Below are 16784 nucleotides of genomic sequence, written 5' to 3'. Positions count from 1 at the left end.
CCTGATCACTGTTCACCGGGTGTCCACCAGCGGGCCAGGGCGCTGATCGCGGGGTCGTCGGAGGCGGCCAGGGTGGCCCAGGGGTCGGCGCCGTCGGGGATCTCCACGCCGGCGTGGGCGGCCAGGGCGAGGGGGTCGACGGTTTCCAGCGGCGGGGTGTAGGTGTCGGCGCTGCCCAGGGTGGTGGCGTCGACCCAGGGGAAGCCGTCGACCGGTTCGGGCAGGTCGCCGACGTCGAGGGCGGGCGGGAAGTCGTCGGTGGCCGCGACGGTGTCGTGCGCGTGGTCGGGCTGGTCGTGGCCGTCGTCGTCGAGCGGGTCGTGGTGGGTGAGGTCGTGGTGGTCGAGTTCGGGCAGCTCGTGCAGGTCCGGGTCGTGGTCGGGTACCGGCACGTCGGGCAGTTCGTGGGTGTCGGGCAGGTCGTGGGTCTCGCCGAAGTCGGGCAGCCCGTCATCGTCGTGGTGGTCGAACCCGCCCCAGTGGTCGGTCATGATGACTGCCTTTCGTCGTCGATCGGTGCCGGTGTCAGGGCGCGTGCCCGTAGCAGGGCCTCGTCGGCCTGCCGGAGTCGTACGCGGACGGTGTCGAGCTCGTGCTGGGCTGCGGCGCGCCGTTTGGCGCGGCCGGATGCGTCCTCGGCGGCGGCCGCGTCGATCTCGGCGATCTGGGCGTCCAGGTCGCGCAGCCGGCGCTGGGCGGCGTCGTCGAGGGCGACGGAGAGCGCGTACTGCAGGTCGGTGAACCGGACGGTGATCTCGTCGGCGAGCGCGGCGCGAGCTTCGGCGAGCACGTCGCGCAGCCAGGTGCGGGCGTGCTGGCGGTCGCTGTGCACGCGGCGGCGGTAGAGCACGTAGCCGCCGGCGGCCAGGCCGAGGCCGAGGCCGGCGACCGGGACGAGCAGGCCGCCGGCGACGCCGAGCACGGACATGCCGAGGGCGGCGCCGCGGCCGGCCATGAACGCGATGCCGCCGGCGGACAGGGCGATGAGCATGTTGTCGCCGGAGCCGTCGCGGGGCGGGGTGGCGGCGAGCACGTGCCGCAACGTCGCGTTGATCTTGCCGAGGACGGCGTCGCGGTCGTCGGCGTCGACCGCGCTGGTCAGCACGGTCTCGGCGACCTGACCGAAAGTGATCTCGAGGCGTTCGGAGAGTTCGGCGGCGAGGGCCTGCAGGTGCAGGTCGAGGTCGTCGGGCAGTTTGGCCAGTTGCTCGCCGCGCAGTTTCTCGATCCGGACGCTGAGGTCCTGCTGGATCTCGGCGATCCGGCTGCGCAGGGCGCCGACGGTGGCCACCCGGGCGCGCTGGACCTCGGCGTTGAGCAGCAGGGTCCACTGGCGGGCCTCGGTGCGTTTGCGGGCGCCGAGCTCGGCGCGGTCGGTGCGCAGCTGGGCCTGGCGGGCCGGGTCGGCGGTGGCGGCCTGCACCTTGGCGTCGGCGAGGGTGTCCAGGCGGGCGAGTTCGCCGCGGGCGGCGCGCAGCACGTTGGCCAGTTGCAGCTGGTGGCCGCGGCCGGCGAGTTCGATCAGGGCGTGTTGCAGGCCGGGGATCTGCGAGGCGTCGGCCAGGGTGCTCTGCTGGGCGCCGGTGGCGGCCAGGGCGAGTTCGGCGAGCCGGGCGGAGACCGGGAACCAGGGTGCGGCGGCGAAGCGGGGGGCGTGGGCCTGCAGCAGGGCGCGGTTGTCGTCGGCGATGCGGCGCCACTGCGGATACGCGTCGATCTTGGTGAGGGCGAAGACGACGGCGTCGACGCGGGCGGCGGCCTGGGCCAGGAAGTCCAGTTCGGGCTGGGACAGCGGGGCGGACGCGTCGGCGACGAACAGCAGGGCGGTGCCACGGCGCACCGCGTCGAGGGCGACGGTGGCGTGCACCGGGTCGAGGCCGCCGGCGCCGGGGGTGTCGAGCAGGCTCAGGTACTGCAGCAGCGGCGCGGGGTGGGTGACCTCGATGCGGCGGGCGCGGCGCCGGCCGGCGGCCCAGTCGGCGAGGTCGTCGACCGGGACCGGTTCGCCGCCCTCGGGCAGCCAGGCGCGGGCGGCGAAGGCCGGGCCTGGCACGAAGTCGAGGAACGCGGCGGTGGTGACGGCGGCGTCGACCGGTGACAGCCCGGGCACCCCGAGCAGTGCGTTGACCAGCGAGCTCTTGCCGCGTTTGGTTTCGCCGACGACGACGATGCCGGGGCGGGTCAGCTGGATGCGGCGCAGCTCGGCCAGGTCGGCGGCGGCGTCCATGTCGGCGGTGCGCAGGTAGGCGAGGGTGTCGCGGACGGCGGCGTCCATGGTGGCGGTCAGGTCGCGCACGGCCGTGCCCCCTGCTCGTGCTGGTCGGGTGCTGATCGGAGCTCCTGGGCCAAGAGTTGGAAGCCGCGGTGCGCGACGTGGGCGAGGCGGGCCTGGGCGGGTCCGGCGCCGTCGACGGCGTACGCGCGCCAGCGCCCGGCGGCGGTGATCGCGGCGGTGGCCAGGTCGGTGTCGGCGGCCTGTGGCAGGTCGAGGATCCAGCGCGGGTCGGTGGAGGTGGCCAGCCGGACCAGTTCGGTCTCGCGGTCGGCGGGCAGCCGGACGGCGCCGGTGGCGGCGCGCTGGGCGGCGTCGAGCAGTCGCAGCCGGTGGTAGGCCGGGTCCTGCAGGACCTGTTCCATGCCGTCGCGGACCCGGGCGCGCAGCGCGGGGTCGCCGGTGTGCCCGGCGATGCGTTCGAGGCGGGTCAGTGCCCAGCCGGCTTTGATGGCGTCGGAGCGCCAGCCGAACGACTGGTCCAGGCGGTGCCGCAGCCGGGGCATGCCGGACGCGGCGAGCAGGCGCCGGACGAGTTCGCCGGTGCCGAGGCGGGGTTCGGCGCTCAGCTGGGCGCAGGCGAAGCCGATGCCGTACAGGTCGAGGCGGGTCAGCAGGCGTTCGCGGTGCTCGGCGTCGACCGGGGCGGGCTGGCTGCGGAACAGGTCGACGGAGATCAGCAGCAGGTTCAGTTCGGTGCCGGGCAGCGCGGCGAGCCGGGCCAGGGCGTCGCGGTCGGTGTCGGTGAGCCGGCCGGCGCCGGCGGTCTCGGCGAGCAGCCCGGCGATCGGGACGACGTCGCCGACGGTGCGGCGCAGCAGGTGCGCCTGGGACGCGGCGAGGGGCCCGGCGATCGGCCACGGGTCGTCGGCGCCGCCGGCCAGGGTGTCGATCTTGCCGAGGACGCCGATCGCGTTGATCGGGCTGGCCGCGAGGCGGGCCGACGCGTCGTGGAAGGCGTTCAGGGCGTGCAGGTCGTCGGCGCGCACGGCCTGGGTGAACACGTAGATGACGGCTTCGGCGGCGGCGACCTCGGCGGCCGAGCCGGCGTCGATGCGGTCGTCGAACGGGGCGTCGCCGACGACCTGCTGGGCGCGTTCGCTGGACGCGACGTCGGTGGAGGACAGCCCGGGGGTGTCGACGACGGTGAGGGTGCGCAGCCGGTCGTCGGTGAGGGTGACGTCGAGGTAGGCGATCCGGGTGGCCGGGGTGCCGAGCCGGGCCGGGATCATGCCGTCGTCGTCGAGGGGCAGGCTGCGCCGGGCGCCGTCACGGGTGACCACGTCGATGCGGTCGGCGGGCCCGTACCGGAACCGGGTCACCACCCTAGTGCACTCGCCGGCGGCGGTCGGGGCGACGCGCCTGCCGATCAGAGCGTTTACTAGTGTCGACTTTCCGGCTTTCAGACGCCCGGCGATCGCGACGCGTAACGGCTCGTGGAGACGGTTTTCGATCTGTCGTAGCTGGCCACCAGCCTGGGAGCCGAAATCCGTGACGATCTCATGACACAGCGTAGCCAGCCTGGCGCTGAGGGGTCCGGTCACCACGACTCGTCAGCTGAGCACACCGTCAGCGACAATGTGCAGAACGCGGCAGTCGACGTCACGTACGGGGCCTTTCTCGCTGGGGAGCAGGATGCGATCACCTGCCCGCAGCACAGCCTACGGACGCGGATGCCACGTGCGGGATCCCGAGTTCGTGCCAGGCAACGAGGAGGACACTAGTGGCGGACGAGCCTTACCTGGCCGCATCCTCCACTCTGCGTCACGGCCCGGCCCTCGTCGTGCTGACCGGACCGCCCGGATGCGGGCGCAGCACCCTGCTGCACCGCATCGCCGCGGCGGCCGGCGGGCCGGTGCACGCCGGTGGTGGCCTGGCCATGCTCGCCACCGTGCCGGCGCTCGCGCTGAGCCGGGCGGTGCGGGCCCGGCTGCCCGGTGACGACGTGCACCTGCTCGCCGAGGCGGTCCGCTCCCGGGTTCGCGGCGGCCTGCTGGTCCTCGACGACCTGCAGCACTGCGACCCGGCCACCGTCGCCGCGCTGCCGCACCTGGCCCGCACCTGCCGGGTCCTGGTCGCGCTGCGCACCCCGCACCGGCTGCCCGACGACCTGCACGACGCGCTGCGCGCCGCCGCCACCGCGTGGGTGCCGGTCGCGCCGCTGAGCGGCGAGGAGGCCGCCGCGCTGGCCCGGCGCACCGCGGCCCGCCTGGACGAGGCCACCCTGGACGCGGTCACCGCCCGGGCCGGCGGCAACCCCCTGGCGATCATCGCGCTGGCCCGGCAGGCGGCCGCCGGTCGCGGCCCGGCCGCCCAGGACATCGACCAGATCGCGTACGCGATCGCCACCGCCCTGGCCGACCTGCCCCGCCCGGCACGCACCGCGCTGGCCGCGCTCGGGCTGCTCGGCCGGCCCGCACCGGCCGGGCTGCTCGGCCCCGGCGCCAGCGACCTGCAGGCGGCCGGGCTGGTCGACACCGAACCCGGCGGCGCGCTGTTCCCGGTGTCGGCGTACGTCGCCGAGACCGCGGCCGGCCTGCTGGACGCGGGCGCCCGCGCCGAGATGCACCAGCGCCTGGCGCAGCTGACCCCGCCGGCCGAAGCCGCCCGGCACCTGGCCGCCGCCGGCGACAACGCCGGGGCGTACCGGCAGGCGCTGCTCGCCGCCGACCAGGCCGCCGGCGGTGAACGCGCCGCGCTGCTGCTGTTCGCCTGCGGCCTGGACACCCCGGTCGACCTGCGGGTCCGGCTCGCCGCCGCGGACGCCGCCCTGATCGCCGGGCGCGCCGGCGACGCCGCCGCGGTGCTCGCCGCCGCCGGGGCCCGCCCGACCGGCGCGGCCGCCCCCCTCGCGCTGGAGGTCGCCGTGCTGCACGGCGAGGCGCTGCTGCAGGCCGGCCAGCCGGAGCAGGCCCGCGCCGCGGTCCGTGGCGTGCCGGACACCGCCGCGGTCGCCGTGGTCGCCGCCCGCGACCGGGTGCTGCTGCTCGCCGCCCTGGACACCACGCCGATGTCGGCCCTCGACCTGGCCGAGAAGGTCGCGGCCCGGCACCCGGCGCCACTGCCCGGGGTCGCCGCCGCGCTGGCCGCGGTCCGCGCCGCGCACCGCACCCCCGGCTGGGACACCGCCCTGGAAGAGGCCGCCGACCCGGGCGGCGACCCGCTGATCACCCGGTGGAGCGCGTGGCTGCTGGTCGAGCACCTGGCCGCCGACGGCCGCCTGGTCGACTCGGCCGCCGCGGCGCTGCGGGCCGCCGACGCCGCCGCGACGGTGTTCGCCTACGGCTGGCAGACCCGGTTCATCGCCGCCGCCGACTGGGCCCTGGCCCTGCACGGCCCGGCCCTGCCCGAGACCGGCCCGGACGCCGCGGCGGTCCCGCCGGCCGGCTGGGACGGCGTCGAGGGGGTGCTGCGGCGCGCGGCGAACCTCACCGACCTGGCGCTGCCCGACGACGCGCGCGGCTACGCCACCGCGGCGACCGCGCTGATCGAGGCGGACACCGGGCTGCTGGCCGCCGCCCGGGCCCGGCTGGCCGGGGCGCCGGCGCACCCGGCGGTGGCCTGGGTGGTGCGCGAGGCCGCCTGGCTCGACGGGCAACCCGACCGGGCCGATGCCACCGGCGCCGACCAGGAGAGCGCCGGGCTGCTGTCCGGGCTGCAGGCGATCACGGCGCGGTGGGCGGCGCACGACCTCGGCGTACGCGAGAATGCTCCGATCCCCACCGGACTGCCCGGACCGGCGCGGCGGACCTTGACCGCCTGGGCCGTCGGCCAGGGTTTCCCGGCCGCCGCGGACAGCTGGCAGCCGATCGTGCTGCGCGAACAGATCCGCTGCCTGCTCGCCGCCGGGCTGACCGATACCGATCGGGACCGGGCGGTGGCCGCGCTGCTGCGTGCCGAGGACCTCGCCGACCGGGCCGGGCTGACCGTGCTCGCCGGGCGGGCCCGCCGCGGCCTGCGCCAGCACCGGGTGCACCGCGACACCCGCAGCCGCCGCTCGCACGGCGGGCTCACCCAGCGCGAACAGGACGTCCTGGCGCTGGTCGCGGCCGGTGAACCGACCCGGCGCATCGCCGGGCAGCTGGGCATCTCCACCGAGACCGTCGACACCCACATCCGGGCCAGCATGCGCAAGCTCGGCGCCCGGACCCGGACCGAAGCCGCCGCGCTGGCCTTCGCCGCGCCCCCGAGCCGACTCGATCCCAGCGACAACAGCGAGGATGGCCGGTGAACACACAGCCCGACGCACCACGCCACGTAGTTGCCACCGCGGCCGACGCCGACGCGGTGCTGCGCCGCCTGGCCCGGGAGGGCTGGACCGCCCGGGTCGGTTTCGCCCTGCCCGACCAGGCCTGGGACGTCGCCGCGGCGCACATCGTGCTGCACGGCCGGATCGGCGACGACGACACCGAGACGGTGCGCCTGGCGGTGCTGGCGGCGGCCCGCGGCACCGGCATCGTCGCGGTCTGTGACGCCGAGTCGCCGGCCGGGCGGGCCCTGGTCGACGACCTGGGGCGGATCGGTCCGGTGCGGCGCGGCGCGGACGCCCCGGAGACCGGCGGGGACCCGGTCGCCAGCCTCATCCCGGAGCAGCGCGCCCTGCTCGACCGGCTCGCCGCCGGGGACACCATCGCCGCCGCGGCCGCCGCCGAGTTCCTGTCGCTGCGCACCGCGAACCGGCGCATCGCCGAGGCCCGCACCCTGTTCGGGGTCCGCACCACCCGCGAGGCCGTGCTGGCCTACCTGCGCCAGCGCCAGCCGGAATAACCCCCGCCGTCTGCGTCCGGGCCGCTGTCGCCTGCGGTCACTGCTTTTCCGGTACGGCGTGAGCGCGCGTGCCGGTGATGCGACCATCGTCGAGGCCCTCTCCCGTGGCGCGCACCACGTTGACACCTCCTGGAACACAGTTCCAGGATGGTTATGGAACGGCATTCCAGACGACTTCCCGAAGGACACCAAGATGACGACACCGGTCACGATCGTCGGCGCGGGACTCGGCGGCCTCACCCTGGCCCGGGTCCTGCACGTGCACGGCATCCCGGCGACGGTCTACGAGGCCGAACCGTCCGCGGACTCGCGCGCCCAGGGCGGGCAGCTCGACATGCACGCCCACAACGGCCAGGTCGCCCTGGAGGCCGCCGGGCTCACCGCGGCGTTCCGGGCGATCATCCATGAGGGCGCCGCCGCGTCGCGGGTGCTCGACAAGCACGCCACGGTGCTGCTCGACGAACCCGACGACGGCACCGGCGCGCGCCCCGAGGCGCTGCGCGGTGACCTGCGCCGGATCCTGATCGAGGCGCTGCCGGCCGGCACCGTGCAGTGGGGCCGCAAACTGACCGCGGTGACCGCGCTCGGCGCCGGCCGGCACGCGCTGAGCTTCGCCGACGGCGCCACGGTCACCAGTGAGCTGCTGGTCGGCGCGGACGGCGCCTGGTCCAAGGTCCGCCCGCTGCTGTCCGCGGCCACCCCGTGGTACGTCGGCACGGTGTTCGTCGAGACGTACCTGCACGACGTCGACACCCGGCACCCCGCGGTGGCCGCGCTCGTCGGCGCCGGGACGATGGCCGCGCTCGCCCCCGGGCAGGGCATCACCGCGCACCGCGAGGCCGGCGGGATCATCCACACCTACACCCAGCTGAACCGGCCCGCCGACTGGGTCGCCGCGATCGACTTCACCGACACCGCCGCCGCGGCCGGCCGGGTCGCCGCCGAGTTCGCCGGCTGGGCCCCGGACCTGCTCGCGCTGATCACCGGCAGCGACACCCCGCTGGCGCCCCGCATGATCCACTCATTGCCGGACGGGCACCGCTGGGACCGTACGCCCGGGGTGACCCTGATCGGCGACGCCGCGCACCTGATGCCGCCGGCCGGCGAGGGCGCCAACCTGGCCATGCTCGACGGCGCGGAACTCGGCCAGGCCCTGGCCGCGCACCCCGGCGACCCGGAAGCGGCGCTGAGCGCCTACGAAGCGGTGATGTTCCCGCGCAGCGCCGCCGAGTACGAGGACGCCCACGAACTGCTCGACACCATCCTCGGCGACCGGGCCCCACAGGGCCTGGTCGACTTCTTCGTCAGCGCCGGGCAGCACTGAGCCCGGGTCCCGGCGCCGCCGGGAGGGCGTCACCCAGTTCGGCGACGCGCTGGCCGACAAGATCCTGGCGGACGTCACCAACCCGTTCCCCGCCGACGCCGGCGGGCTCGTGAGCGGGCCGGGCAGCTCGGGTGCTCAGGTGAGAGTCAGCGGTGCGAACGGGTGGGACTGCCAGATCTGCCGGGCGGCCTGCTCCGGGTAGGTGGTGACCGTGCCGGGGGTGTCGAAGACCTGGGTGAGCTGGCCGGCCGCGGTGTAGGCGGGCCAGCCCGGGTCGCCGTCGCGGACGAACGCGATCCACGCGGCCGTCATCCGCGCCGACAGGGCGACCGCGTCCGGGCCGGGCCCGCCGGCCTCGCGGGCTTCACGGGCTTCGCCGGTCTCGCGGGCTTCGCCAGTCTCGCCGGCGAGCAGCAGCGCCGGCTGGGTGCCGGTGAGGTTGCCGAAGACCAGCGGGACGTCCAGGCCGTGGCAGGCGCCCAGCACCCCGCCCAGGCCCGGGGCCGGCCAGGTCAGCTCGTACAGATGGGTGCGGCCGCCGCCGGTGACCTGCGCGTCGGCCAGGCGTACCGATGGCATCCGGAACAACCAGTCGGAGTGGACCAGCTCGTAGAGGCGGTCCGGGCCCGCCTCGGGAAACGCCGCGCGATAGCGGCCGGCACCGTCCGGGGCGGGCGCGAACCGGTCGAGGGCGGCGGTGGCCTGCTCCGCGGTGATCTGGCCGAGCAGCCCGGCCATCGCGGTGAACAGCCGCTGCTCGTCGCGGGTGTGCCCGGCGAGCAGCGCGACGTCCCGCCCGGCGCCGCCGGCCAGGGCCTGCCACGGGGTGGCGGGCAGGGTGTCGCCGTCGACGACCGGGGCGAACAGGATCTGCCGGGCGGCGGCCGGCCCCCAGCGGTCGGCGGGTGCGGCGGTGACCGCGTCCCCGGCGGCGGCCAGCCGGGCCGGATCGACATCGGACAGGTCCGCGACGGTGGGCACGCAGCCCACCCGCGCCGCGACCGCCGCGGTGATGTCGGCGGCCAGCGCCGGGGTGAAGAACGGGCCCGGGACACTCTGCGCGATCGCAGCGCGGAACAACCCGGCCGCGGCCGGCATGGCCAGCAGCGCGGCGACACAGCCGGCGCCGGCGGACTCCCCGGCGATCGTCACCCGGCCCGGGTCACCGCCGAACGCGGCGACGTTGTCACGCACCCAGCGCAGCGCGGCGACCAGGTCCAGCAGCCCCCGGTTGACCGGCGCCGGGTGGGTGGTTGCGCCGGTCAGGTGGGCGAAACCCTCGACGCCGAGGCGGTAGTTGACGGTGACCACGACGATCCGGCCAGCGCGGGCCAGGTGGGCGCCGTCGAACTCGGGCCGGCTCGACATCCCGACGACGTAGGCGCCGCCGTGGATCCAGACCAGCACCGGCAGCCTCGCGGCCGGGTCGAGCGCCGGGGTCCAGACGTTGGCGGTCAGCCAGTCGTCGCCGGGCACCGCGGCGCCACCGCCGAGCGCGTCGCTCTGCGGGGCGCTCGGGCCGAACGTGGTCGCCGGGCGCACCCCGTCCCAGGGGTCCACCGGCCGCGGCGCGGCGAACCGGTGCGCGCCGACCGGCGGCGCCGCGTACGAGATCCCGCGGAACACCGTCAGACCCGGCTCCTCGGCACCGGACACCGCGCCACCGGTCACCCGGACGGTGGCGGTCACGACCGCTCCCCGGCCGCGGACCGCTCGGTGTCCGCGCCGGCCGGGACGACCGGACGGTCGGGCGGCGCACCGGCCCGCAGCACGGTGCTCTCGGCCGCACCGCTCGGCCCGGCCAGGTTCAGCAACATGACGGCAGCCTGGCAGCCATCCCGGCGTACCACGACCGATTTTCCGGTGCCACCGCCGGGAGCGAGCGGCGGTTCCCGGTGATGTGGACGGCCTGATGCTGCCGGCCGCGCGCGTCCGGCAGTGGTCAGACGCCGGACGCTTTCAGCGCCGCGTCAGCCGTGTTCCAGAGCCGGATGCGACGGTGCGTGTGGTCATTCGGAAACGAAGCCAGATGGGAGATCCAACCGATATGAATCGTCTCTCGACACACCTGCCGCGCGTCTGGCGCGCGCTGGCCACGGCCGTGGTGGCGGTCGCGGCGTCGGTGACCCTGCTCGGCGCCGGTCCGGCGCGGGCGGCGGCCGACACGACGCCGCCGACCGTGCCGACCGGACTCACCGCGTCCAACGTGTCGTTCACCTCCGCGACAGTGACCTGGAACGCCTCGACCGACAACTCGGGCTCGCTCTACTACGAGGTCACGATCAACCAGACGACCGGGCCGTACACGCAGATCGTGTCGGATCCGACGGTGCAGTTCGGTGGCCTGACGGCCGGCCGTACGTACACCGTGGCGGTGCGCGCGCTCGACTTCGCCGGCAACGCCTCGGCGTCCGCGTCGACCCAGTTCATGACGCTGGCGCGTACCGGGCCGCCGCCCACGGCGCCGGCCAACCTGCGTGGCGTGCTCACCGGCGGCGTCCTCACCGACATCGCCTGGGACGCCTCGGTCTTCGACGGCCACGTCTCCTACCAGCTCTTCGCCAACGGCACCTGGGCGTGGGCCACGTCGAAGACCAGCGTGACCGTGCGCCAGCTCGTCGCCTCCGAGGGGGTCGCGGCGGGACACACCTACACCTTCACCGTTCAGGCCATCGGCACCGGCAACTACCTCTCCGATCTGAGCGCGCCGGTGACGCTCACGATCCCGGCACGCTGACCAGCGACAACCGCCGGGCGGTGGAGGGCTGCGGCCTCCACCGCCCGGCCACGGCCGTTGATACTGGCGAGAGCGCCTATTCAAGTGTTGCGTGTTCGCAGCTGAGGAAGCCTCCGCCGACAACGCCCCGTAGTTGAAGGGCGCGATGCCACCACAGCGTGGCATCAGCTAGCCGGGCCGTTCCCAGCGCTGACATCTGGGTGCGGGGCGCCGGGATGCCGGCCCGGGGCGCCCGTGGGTGTCATCGTGCCGGGCGCCAACGGGTGACGGGGCTGAGCGCCGTGTGACCCCGCCACCCGTTTGATCGCACCTGGTGGGTCAATCGTGCCGGTTTGACGGTGAATGGCTCGTGGACTACAGGTCGAAGAGCCGGGTGCACGCCTGGCCGAAGGCGCCCTGCCTCTTCAGCCACAACTCGTGTTCCGGCCGTGCCTGCGACTCGCCCTCAACGGCGACGAGCCACGCGGCCAGCCCGCTACGGCGAAGGTGGTGGTTGGGCCACGGCACATCGTCCCTCGCTTCAGCCAGGCGAGCGTCGACTACCTCGGTGAACAAGTCCAGCATCCGATCCGGCACCGGCGCGGTCGTCGCGCACAACCAGCTCAACGCGGCGGCGAACCGCACGTCAGGCGGGTTGCCCGGGTCGGCCCACAGCGCAGCCGTCCACGCCACCACGTCCGAGTTCGCGTGTTCCACCGCCAACTGCGCGAGAGCCAGCACCAGACTGATCCGTACGGCTGGGGACGTTTCGACCACGAGGCGCTCCCGCAGCGCGGCCGTCACCTCGGGCGGTGGCATCAGCGCGCCCGCCAGGGCGTATGCCGCGTTCGCCCGGACCGGTGGAGTCGGATCGTCGAGCAGGCCGATCAGCAGCGGGGCGTCGACCGTGACCGCTTCCCGCGCCGCCTGGCAGGTCCACGCGACGGTGCGACCGTACCCGTCGATCGTCTCGCGGTCCTGTTCGGTGCGCACCATGGTCCACAGCTCGCTGAGCTGTTGGAAGCGTGGTCGGGATTAGACAGCGCCCGCAGCAGGCCGGGAACCGCGTCGGGTGCCCAGCACTCGTCAGTGAACCGCCCCCCAGGGAACGGCGTCCAACTCCGGCGCGCCGGCCCCACGCAGTGCCGCCATCACCCACCGGACGTCCTGCTCTCCGCCGGGCTCACAAATCTCCATCACGCCGCGATCATGCCCTGCCGGTACGACGCTTCTGTGGCTCCTCAACGTTCGCACGCTCTGATCTTTACCCCGTGCAGAGGACCTCGGACAGCCGTGCACAGCACCTCAGAAATCGACAGCCGGGCTTTACTCGCCTCGTCGATGGGATTAAAGCCGTGCGGTCCCGAGGCCGTGCAACTGGTTGCTGTAGAAGATGAGGGGGGCGGCGGTGGGAGAGCGGTGCAAGGCATGGATTCGCAGGAGTGTCAGCACGTGGTCGCCGGCGTCTACCTCGGTCTGGATGCTGACCTGGAAGGCAGTGGTGACCTGGTCGAGGAAGACGGCCCCGTGGTCCGTGGTTTTCCACGTGACTCCGTCGAATCGTGCAGATGCGGGTCGCGAGAGTCGTGCGAGGTCGGCTTTGTGGTGTTCGCCGAGCACACTGATGCCCCATTGTGGCACGCGGCGAAGACGTGGCCAGGTCGTCGAGGTACGCGCGAAACTGAGTGCCGCCAGTGGCGGGTCAAGAGAGACCGAGCTGAACGAGTTCGCCAGCATGCCGACCGGCCGTCCGTCGACGAGCGCGGCGACCACCGTGATGCCGGTGGCGAAGCCCGCGAACGCGTGGCGCAATTCCCTCGGTGCCGGGGGCGCGCCGTCGGCTGCCGAGGCCGGTGCGCTCAGGTCTGTGCTTCCAGTCATGTCGATAGCCCCAAAATCCGTCACGCCAGTGCGCCCGGCCGGAGCGACTTGAGGTGGCCTGGCCGGGCGTAGGCCGCAGCGTGGGTCAGTTGTAGATGAGGCGGTTGACTCGGACCAGGAGGTCCTTGCCGAGGTCGCTGGTGGGGTCGCCCATCAGTTCGGCGATGACGTGCATCGCCAGTTCGCGGCGTTTCGGGGAGCGTTCGGCGATGGCTTTGCTGAGTGCGCTGGGCATCTGCTCGGCGGTGAGGTCGGTGCAGTAGACGGGACTGCCTGGCTGCTGGCGCCACGAGTCGGTGATGGTGCCGGCGTCGAAGCCCTCGAAACCCGTCTGGTCGACCAGCTGCATGCCCAGGGCCCGGTCGTCATCGTCGTCCGCGGCGACGGGGATCGCGATCCGGCCGGAAGTACCGCTCGGGCTGGCGTAGGCAACGAAGGACTGGGCCGTGATGGCGTTCCACGCCTTGACGACGGGCCGGCCGAGGTGCTCTCCGACCCAGCGGCTCTCCACCTGCCCGCGATCGAGGGCCGGAATGTGCCCGTCGCGGGCCGGGTAGTAATTCGAGGTGTCGATGACGACGGCGTGAACGGGCAGCCCGCTCAGCAGCGGTTTGAGGTCGGGCACTCGGATGAGAGGGACCGAGGTGATAAGAACGTCCACGTCCGCGGCGACCTCACCCGCCGACACCGCTTGGGCGCCGGTGGCGAGGACCTCGGCGGGGATCGTCTGCGGCCCGCGGGAGTTCGCGATCGTGACCTGGTGGCCGTGGGCGCTCAGCCGCGGGGCCAGCACGCTGCCGATGCTGCCAGCTCCCATGATGCCGATCTTCATGAAGTACTCCTCCTAAGTGATGTGCTGCGTGTCGTTCGTGGTCCTGGCTCGGGTGCAGCACGCGAACGGTCGTCAGCTATCCGCGGCGTCACCTGAGGCCGGTCACTACTCGGCGCCTGTGAGGCGCGGGTCGGGTCCGTACTGGTGGGGCACCCCGAGGTTCGCGCGCAGGGTCGTGCCCGGGTATTCGGTGGGGTAGAGGCCGCGTTTCTGCAGGATCGGCACGACCTCGTCGACGAAGGCGTCGACGCCGTCCTCGTAGATGTCGGGTGTCACCCAGAAGCCGTCGGCGGCTCCCGCCTCGAACCACTCCTGCAGGTGGTCGGCGTGCAGCTCCCCTGGGCCTACGACGGTGGGGTGGAAGTCGATCACGCCGTGGGCCAGGATGTCGCGCGGGGACCATCCCTGGCGGGCCACCGCGAGAGCGTTCGACGATCGCGGGTCCCTCGGTGAGGCGTGCGCGGAGACGAGTTGCTCCGGGGTGAGGGGCTCGTCGTACCGGTCCGGGTGGATCTGGATGCCGAGTATCGCGCCGAGGTGGGGCAGGCGGGCCTCGATGACCTCGCCGGCATATTTCAGGCGGCGGTCGAGGCCTTCGCGCACTGTCGGTGCGACGGTGGTCATGATGCCGGGGATGTATTTGATCTCGTCGGGGTCGCGGCCGGCGTCGCGTGCCGCGTTGCGCACGAGCTCGCGCTGGGCGCATGCCTGTTCGATGGTCCACACCTCGGCGATGAAGCCGCTGGCGTAGCGGCCCGCGATGGACAGCAGATGCGGGCTGGGGCCGCCGGCGGTGAAGACGACGGGCTGGCCCTGCTCCGACGGTGGGATACCCAGGGGTCCTCGCGAAGCGAGATATTCGCCTTGGAGGTTGACCGGTCGCAGCTTCGACGGGTCGATGAAGCGGTTCGCTTGCTGGTCCTTGATCCACGCGTCTTGCTGCCAGCTGCCCCAGAGTGCCTGGACGATCTGGATGGCCTCGTGGGCGCGCTGGTAACGCTCGTCGCGGTCGGCGACAGGCCTGCCGTAGTTGGCGGCGACGGCCGGATCGCTGGTCGTGACGGCATTCCAGCCGGCGCGGCCGTGGCTCATGACGTCGAGGGCCTTGAACTGGCGTGCCGTGTTGAACGGCTCCTGGAAGGTCGTCGACCCGGTGGCGACGAAGCCGATGTTCGTGGTCTCGCGCGCCACGGCGGCCAGCTGGATCAGTGGGTCCATGAGGTTGCTGATCGTCGAGTGCTCGACGTCGGCGCGTACGGCGGGGAAGTCGGGGGTGAACAGGAAGGCGAACTTGCCGCGCTCGGCGGCTCTGGCATGACGCACGGTGGCGTCGACGTCGGCGTAGGTACCAGGGTCAACGTGCGGGGCACGCCAGGCACCGTGCAGGCCACCGTATCCGTCGATCAGCCCCATACCGAGGATGAGCTTCTTGTCCGTCATGGTCACCGGGCCACCGTCTCGCCGACCGCTGCGTCGGTGGCCGGCTCGCCGCCGACCGGTGCGCCCGGGACTGGACCGTCGGCGGCCGGATTCGGTGTCCGACGGATGAAGAGGGCACCCACCAGTACGAACAGGCCGATGACCCAGGCGGTCAGGAAGGCGGCGTGCCCGGCGGACGTGGCCTGGTCCGTGCTGAGCACGCCGGCGTCGCGGGCACCGGAACCGATGGTGTACGCGGAGATGAACACCGCTCCGAAGGCGGCCCCGGCGAGCTGCTGGATGGTGGCGAAAGCCGCGGAGCCGTGCGGGAACAGTTCGGTTCGCAGGGCGCCCATCGCCACCGTCGTGAGCGGCGCCCACATCGTGGCCATGGCGCTGGTGAACACCAGCCAGGCGAGGATCAGCGTGATCACGCTCGTGCTCTCGTCGACGCGGCTGAGGAACCACAGGACAGCCAGCCAGACGATGGCAGCCGGGATCACCAGCGGGCGCGGTCCGACGCGGTCGTACACCCGGCCACTGAGCGTCGCCATGATCGAGATCGCCGCGCCGCCGGGGATCAGGAAGAGGCCGAGCTGCAGGGTGCTCAGGCCGGTGACGTTGGTCAGCACCAGCGGCAGGACGACCAGCAGGCCGATCCCGTTGCCGGCGACGAAGACCATCACGAGGATCGGCAGGGTGAATGACCGCTGCAGGAAGATCCGCATGTCCAGGAACGCGTTGTTGCGGCGCTGCAGCGGGATCTGCCGCAGGGCGAACGCCAGCAGGCCTGCCAGACCCACCGCGATCGGCAGGTAGGGAGGGATCGGGGCGTGCCCGGCGGACGCCTCGCCGAGCAGGGAGAGTCCGTAGACCAGGCCGCCGAACCCGACCGCGGACAGCAGCAGCGACAGCAGGTCCAGGGTCACCGGCTCCGGGGTGGTGATGTTGCGCAGCTTCCACGCTCCCAGGGCCAGGGCGGTGATGGCGATCGGCAGCATCAGGATGAACAGCCAGCGCCAGCTCAGTGCGGACAGCACGAGACCGGACAGTGCCGGGCCGAGCGCCGGCGCGATGGACGGGACGGCCGTCGTGATCGCCATCATCTGGCCGCGGCGAGCGGCCGGGACCAGCTGCATGGTCGTGGTCATCAGCAGAGGCAGGAAGACGGCGGTGCCGGACGCCTGGATGATCCGGCCGGTCACCAGGACGCCGAACGTCGGCGCGATCGCGGCGAGCGTCGTCCCGACGATGAACAGCGACAACGCGACCAGGAAGATCGTCCGCAGGTGGAACCGCTGCATCACGAAACTGCTGGCCGGGATCAGCACGGCCATGGTCAGCAGGAAGCCGGTCGTGACCCACTGCCCGGTGCTCGGGCTGACGCCGAAGTCCTCGATCAGCGTGGGCAGAGCGACACCGAGGAGCATCTCGTTGAGGAAGACGATGAACGTCGAGACCATCAGCACCCCGATGACCAGGGCCACGCCCGGGGGAAGCGGGTCGCCCGAGGGCACCTTCGGTGCCGCAGCGGCGACGTCAAGTTTTGGTGGGGTGGTCATGTGCGTTCTCG

At 73.5% G+C, this 16784-nt stretch carries 14 protein-coding genes; 4 read left to right on the top strand and 10 right to left on the bottom strand.

Annotated elements, in window-relative coordinates; genetic code table 11:
- Positions 1–5: 5 nt before the first annotated feature.
- From ADL15_RS23325 to ADL15_RS23315, 3 genes are read right to left on the bottom strand one after another with little or no spacing between them, the layout of a single operon-like run.
- A complete protein-coding gene (locus tag ADL15_RS23325; protein ID WP_067694972.1) occupies positions 6–491 on the bottom strand; it encodes a hypothetical protein in 486 nt (161 codons plus the stop codon).
- A complete protein-coding gene (locus ADL15_RS23320) occupies positions 488–2296 on the bottom strand; it encodes a dynamin family protein (RefSeq protein WP_067694968.1) in 1809 nt (602 codons plus the stop codon). The genes ADL15_RS23325 and ADL15_RS23320 overlap by 4 nt, the downstream gene beginning before the upstream one ends.
- On the bottom strand, positions 2284–3816 hold the full coding sequence (locus tag ADL15_RS23315) for a dynamin family protein (RefSeq protein WP_067695383.1): 1533 nt from the start codon (positions 3814–3816) through the stop codon (positions 2284–2286). Before ADL15_RS23315 ends, ADL15_RS23320 begins: the two co-directional genes overlap by 13 nt.
- Before the next feature lie 179 nt (positions 3817–3995).
- Between ADL15_RS23315 and ADL15_RS23310 the strand changes: the two genes are divergently transcribed.
- From ADL15_RS23310 to ADL15_RS23300, 3 genes are all read left to right on the top strand, one after another.
- Positions 3996–6503, top strand: coding sequence for a LuxR C-terminal-related transcriptional regulator (locus tag ADL15_RS23310; protein WP_067694964.1), 2508 nt, complete (start codon positions 3996–3998; stop codon positions 6501–6503).
- On the top strand, positions 6500–7039 hold the full coding sequence (locus ADL15_RS23305) for a LuxR family transcriptional regulator (protein WP_067694961.1): 540 nt from the start codon (positions 6500–6502) through the stop codon (positions 7037–7039). Before ADL15_RS23310 ends, ADL15_RS23305 begins: the two co-directional genes overlap by 4 nt.
- 193 nt (positions 7040–7232) lie before the next feature.
- The gene (locus tag ADL15_RS23300; protein ID WP_067694958.1) at positions 7233–8363 is read left to right on the top strand and encodes an FAD-dependent oxidoreductase; all 1131 of its coding nucleotides are present in this window, start codon (positions 7233–7235) and stop codon (positions 8361–8363) included.
- Between the two features lie 135 nt (positions 8364–8498).
- Here the strand turns inward: ADL15_RS23300 and ADL15_RS23295 are convergent, their stop codons facing one another.
- Together ADL15_RS23295 and ADL15_RS56510 are read right to left on the bottom strand one after the other, a co-directional pair.
- Positions 8499–10052, bottom strand: coding sequence for a carboxylesterase/lipase family protein (locus ADL15_RS23295; protein WP_067694955.1), 1554 nt, complete (start codon positions 10050–10052; stop codon positions 8499–8501).
- Positions 10049–10180 (bottom strand): hypothetical protein, encoded by a 132-nt coding sequence (locus ADL15_RS56510; protein WP_269748371.1) that lies wholly within the window; start codon positions 10178–10180, stop codon positions 10049–10051. The genes ADL15_RS23295 and ADL15_RS56510 overlap by 4 nt, the downstream gene beginning before the upstream one ends.
- 230 nt (positions 10181–10410) lie before the next feature.
- On the opposite strand from ADL15_RS56510, the gene ADL15_RS23290 reads away from it, so the two are divergent.
- Positions 10411–11100 carry a fibronectin type III domain-containing protein gene (locus ADL15_RS23290; RefSeq protein ID WP_067694952.1) on the top strand — a complete coding sequence of 230 codons (690 nt, stop codon included), beginning with the start codon at positions 10411–10413 and terminating at the stop codon, positions 11098–11100.
- A 354-nt stretch (positions 11101–11454) separates the two neighbouring features.
- Here ADL15_RS23290 and ADL15_RS23285 read toward each other — a convergent pair whose 3' ends face one another.
- From ADL15_RS23285 to ADL15_RS23265, 5 genes are all read right to left on the bottom strand, one after another.
- Complete coding sequence (locus ADL15_RS23285) at positions 11455–12075, bottom strand: HEAT repeat domain-containing protein (protein ID WP_067694949.1); 621 nt, start codon at positions 12073–12075, stop codon at positions 11455–11457.
- Between the two features lie 351 nt (positions 12076–12426).
- Positions 12427–12960 carry a flavin reductase family protein gene (locus ADL15_RS23280; protein WP_083971632.1) on the bottom strand — a complete coding sequence of 178 codons (534 nt, stop codon included), beginning with the start codon at positions 12958–12960 and terminating at the stop codon, positions 12427–12429.
- 85 nt (positions 12961–13045) lie between these two features.
- Entirely contained in the window at positions 13046–13792 is a 747-nt protein-coding gene (locus ADL15_RS23275; RefSeq protein ID WP_067694943.1) for an NADPH-dependent F420 reductase, read from the bottom strand.
- 105 nt (positions 13793–13897) lie between these two features.
- Positions 13898–15232: an NtaA/DmoA family FMN-dependent monooxygenase gene (locus tag ADL15_RS23270; protein ID WP_067694940.1), complete on the bottom strand. Its 1335-nt coding sequence runs from the start codon at positions 15230–15232 to the stop codon at positions 13898–13900.
- Positions 15233–15234: 2 nt separating this feature from the next.
- The gene (locus ADL15_RS23265) at positions 15235–16773 is read right to left on the bottom strand and encodes a DHA2 family efflux MFS transporter permease subunit (protein ID WP_083971630.1); all 1539 of its coding nucleotides are present in this window, start codon (positions 16771–16773) and stop codon (positions 15235–15237) included.
- Positions 16774–16784 lie beyond the last annotated feature (11 nt).

It is taken from the genome of Actinoplanes awajinensis subsp. mycoplanecinus, assembly GCF_001509495.1.
GTDB classification, from domain to species: Bacteria; Actinomycetota; Actinomycetes; order Mycobacteriales; family Micromonosporaceae; genus Actinoplanes; species Actinoplanes palleronii.
This window is presented reverse-complemented; position numbering and strand designations above follow the sequence as displayed.

What these genes read in the sequence shown, in the direction of transcription:
- ADL15_RS23325 (WP_067694972.1), bottom strand. Translation starts at nt 491, where the DNA reads ATGACCGACCACTGGGGCGGGTTCGACCACCACGACGATGACGGGCTG.
- ADL15_RS23300 (WP_067694958.1), top strand. Translation starts at nt 7,233, where the DNA reads ATGACGACACCGGTCACGATCGTCGGCGCGGGACTCGGCGGCCTCACC.
- ADL15_RS56510 (WP_269748371.1), bottom strand. Translation starts at nt 10,180, where the DNA reads ATGTTGCTGAACCTGGCCGGGCCGAGCGGTGCGGCCGAGAGCACCGTG.
- ADL15_RS23290 (WP_067694952.1), top strand. Translation starts at nt 10,411, where the DNA reads ATGAATCGTCTCTCGACACACCTGCCGCGCGTCTGGCGCGCGCTGGCC.
- ADL15_RS23285 (WP_067694949.1), bottom strand. Translation starts at nt 12,075, where the DNA reads ATGGTGCGCACCGAACAGGACCGCGAGACGATCGACGGGTACGGTCGC.
- ADL15_RS23280 (WP_083971632.1), bottom strand. Translation starts at nt 12,960, where the DNA reads ATGACTGGAAGCACAGACCTGAGCGCACCGGCCTCGGCAGCCGACGGC.
- ADL15_RS23275 (WP_067694943.1), bottom strand. Translation starts at nt 13,792, where the DNA reads ATGAAGATCGGCATCATGGGAGCTGGCAGCATCGGCAGCGTGCTGGCC.
- ADL15_RS23270 (WP_067694940.1), bottom strand. Translation starts at nt 15,232, where the DNA reads ATGACGGACAAGAAGCTCATCCTCGGTATGGGGCTGATCGACGGATAC.
- ADL15_RS23265 (WP_083971630.1), bottom strand. Translation starts at nt 16,773, where the DNA reads ATGACCACCCCACCAAAACTTGACGTCGCCGCTGCGGCACCGAAGGTG.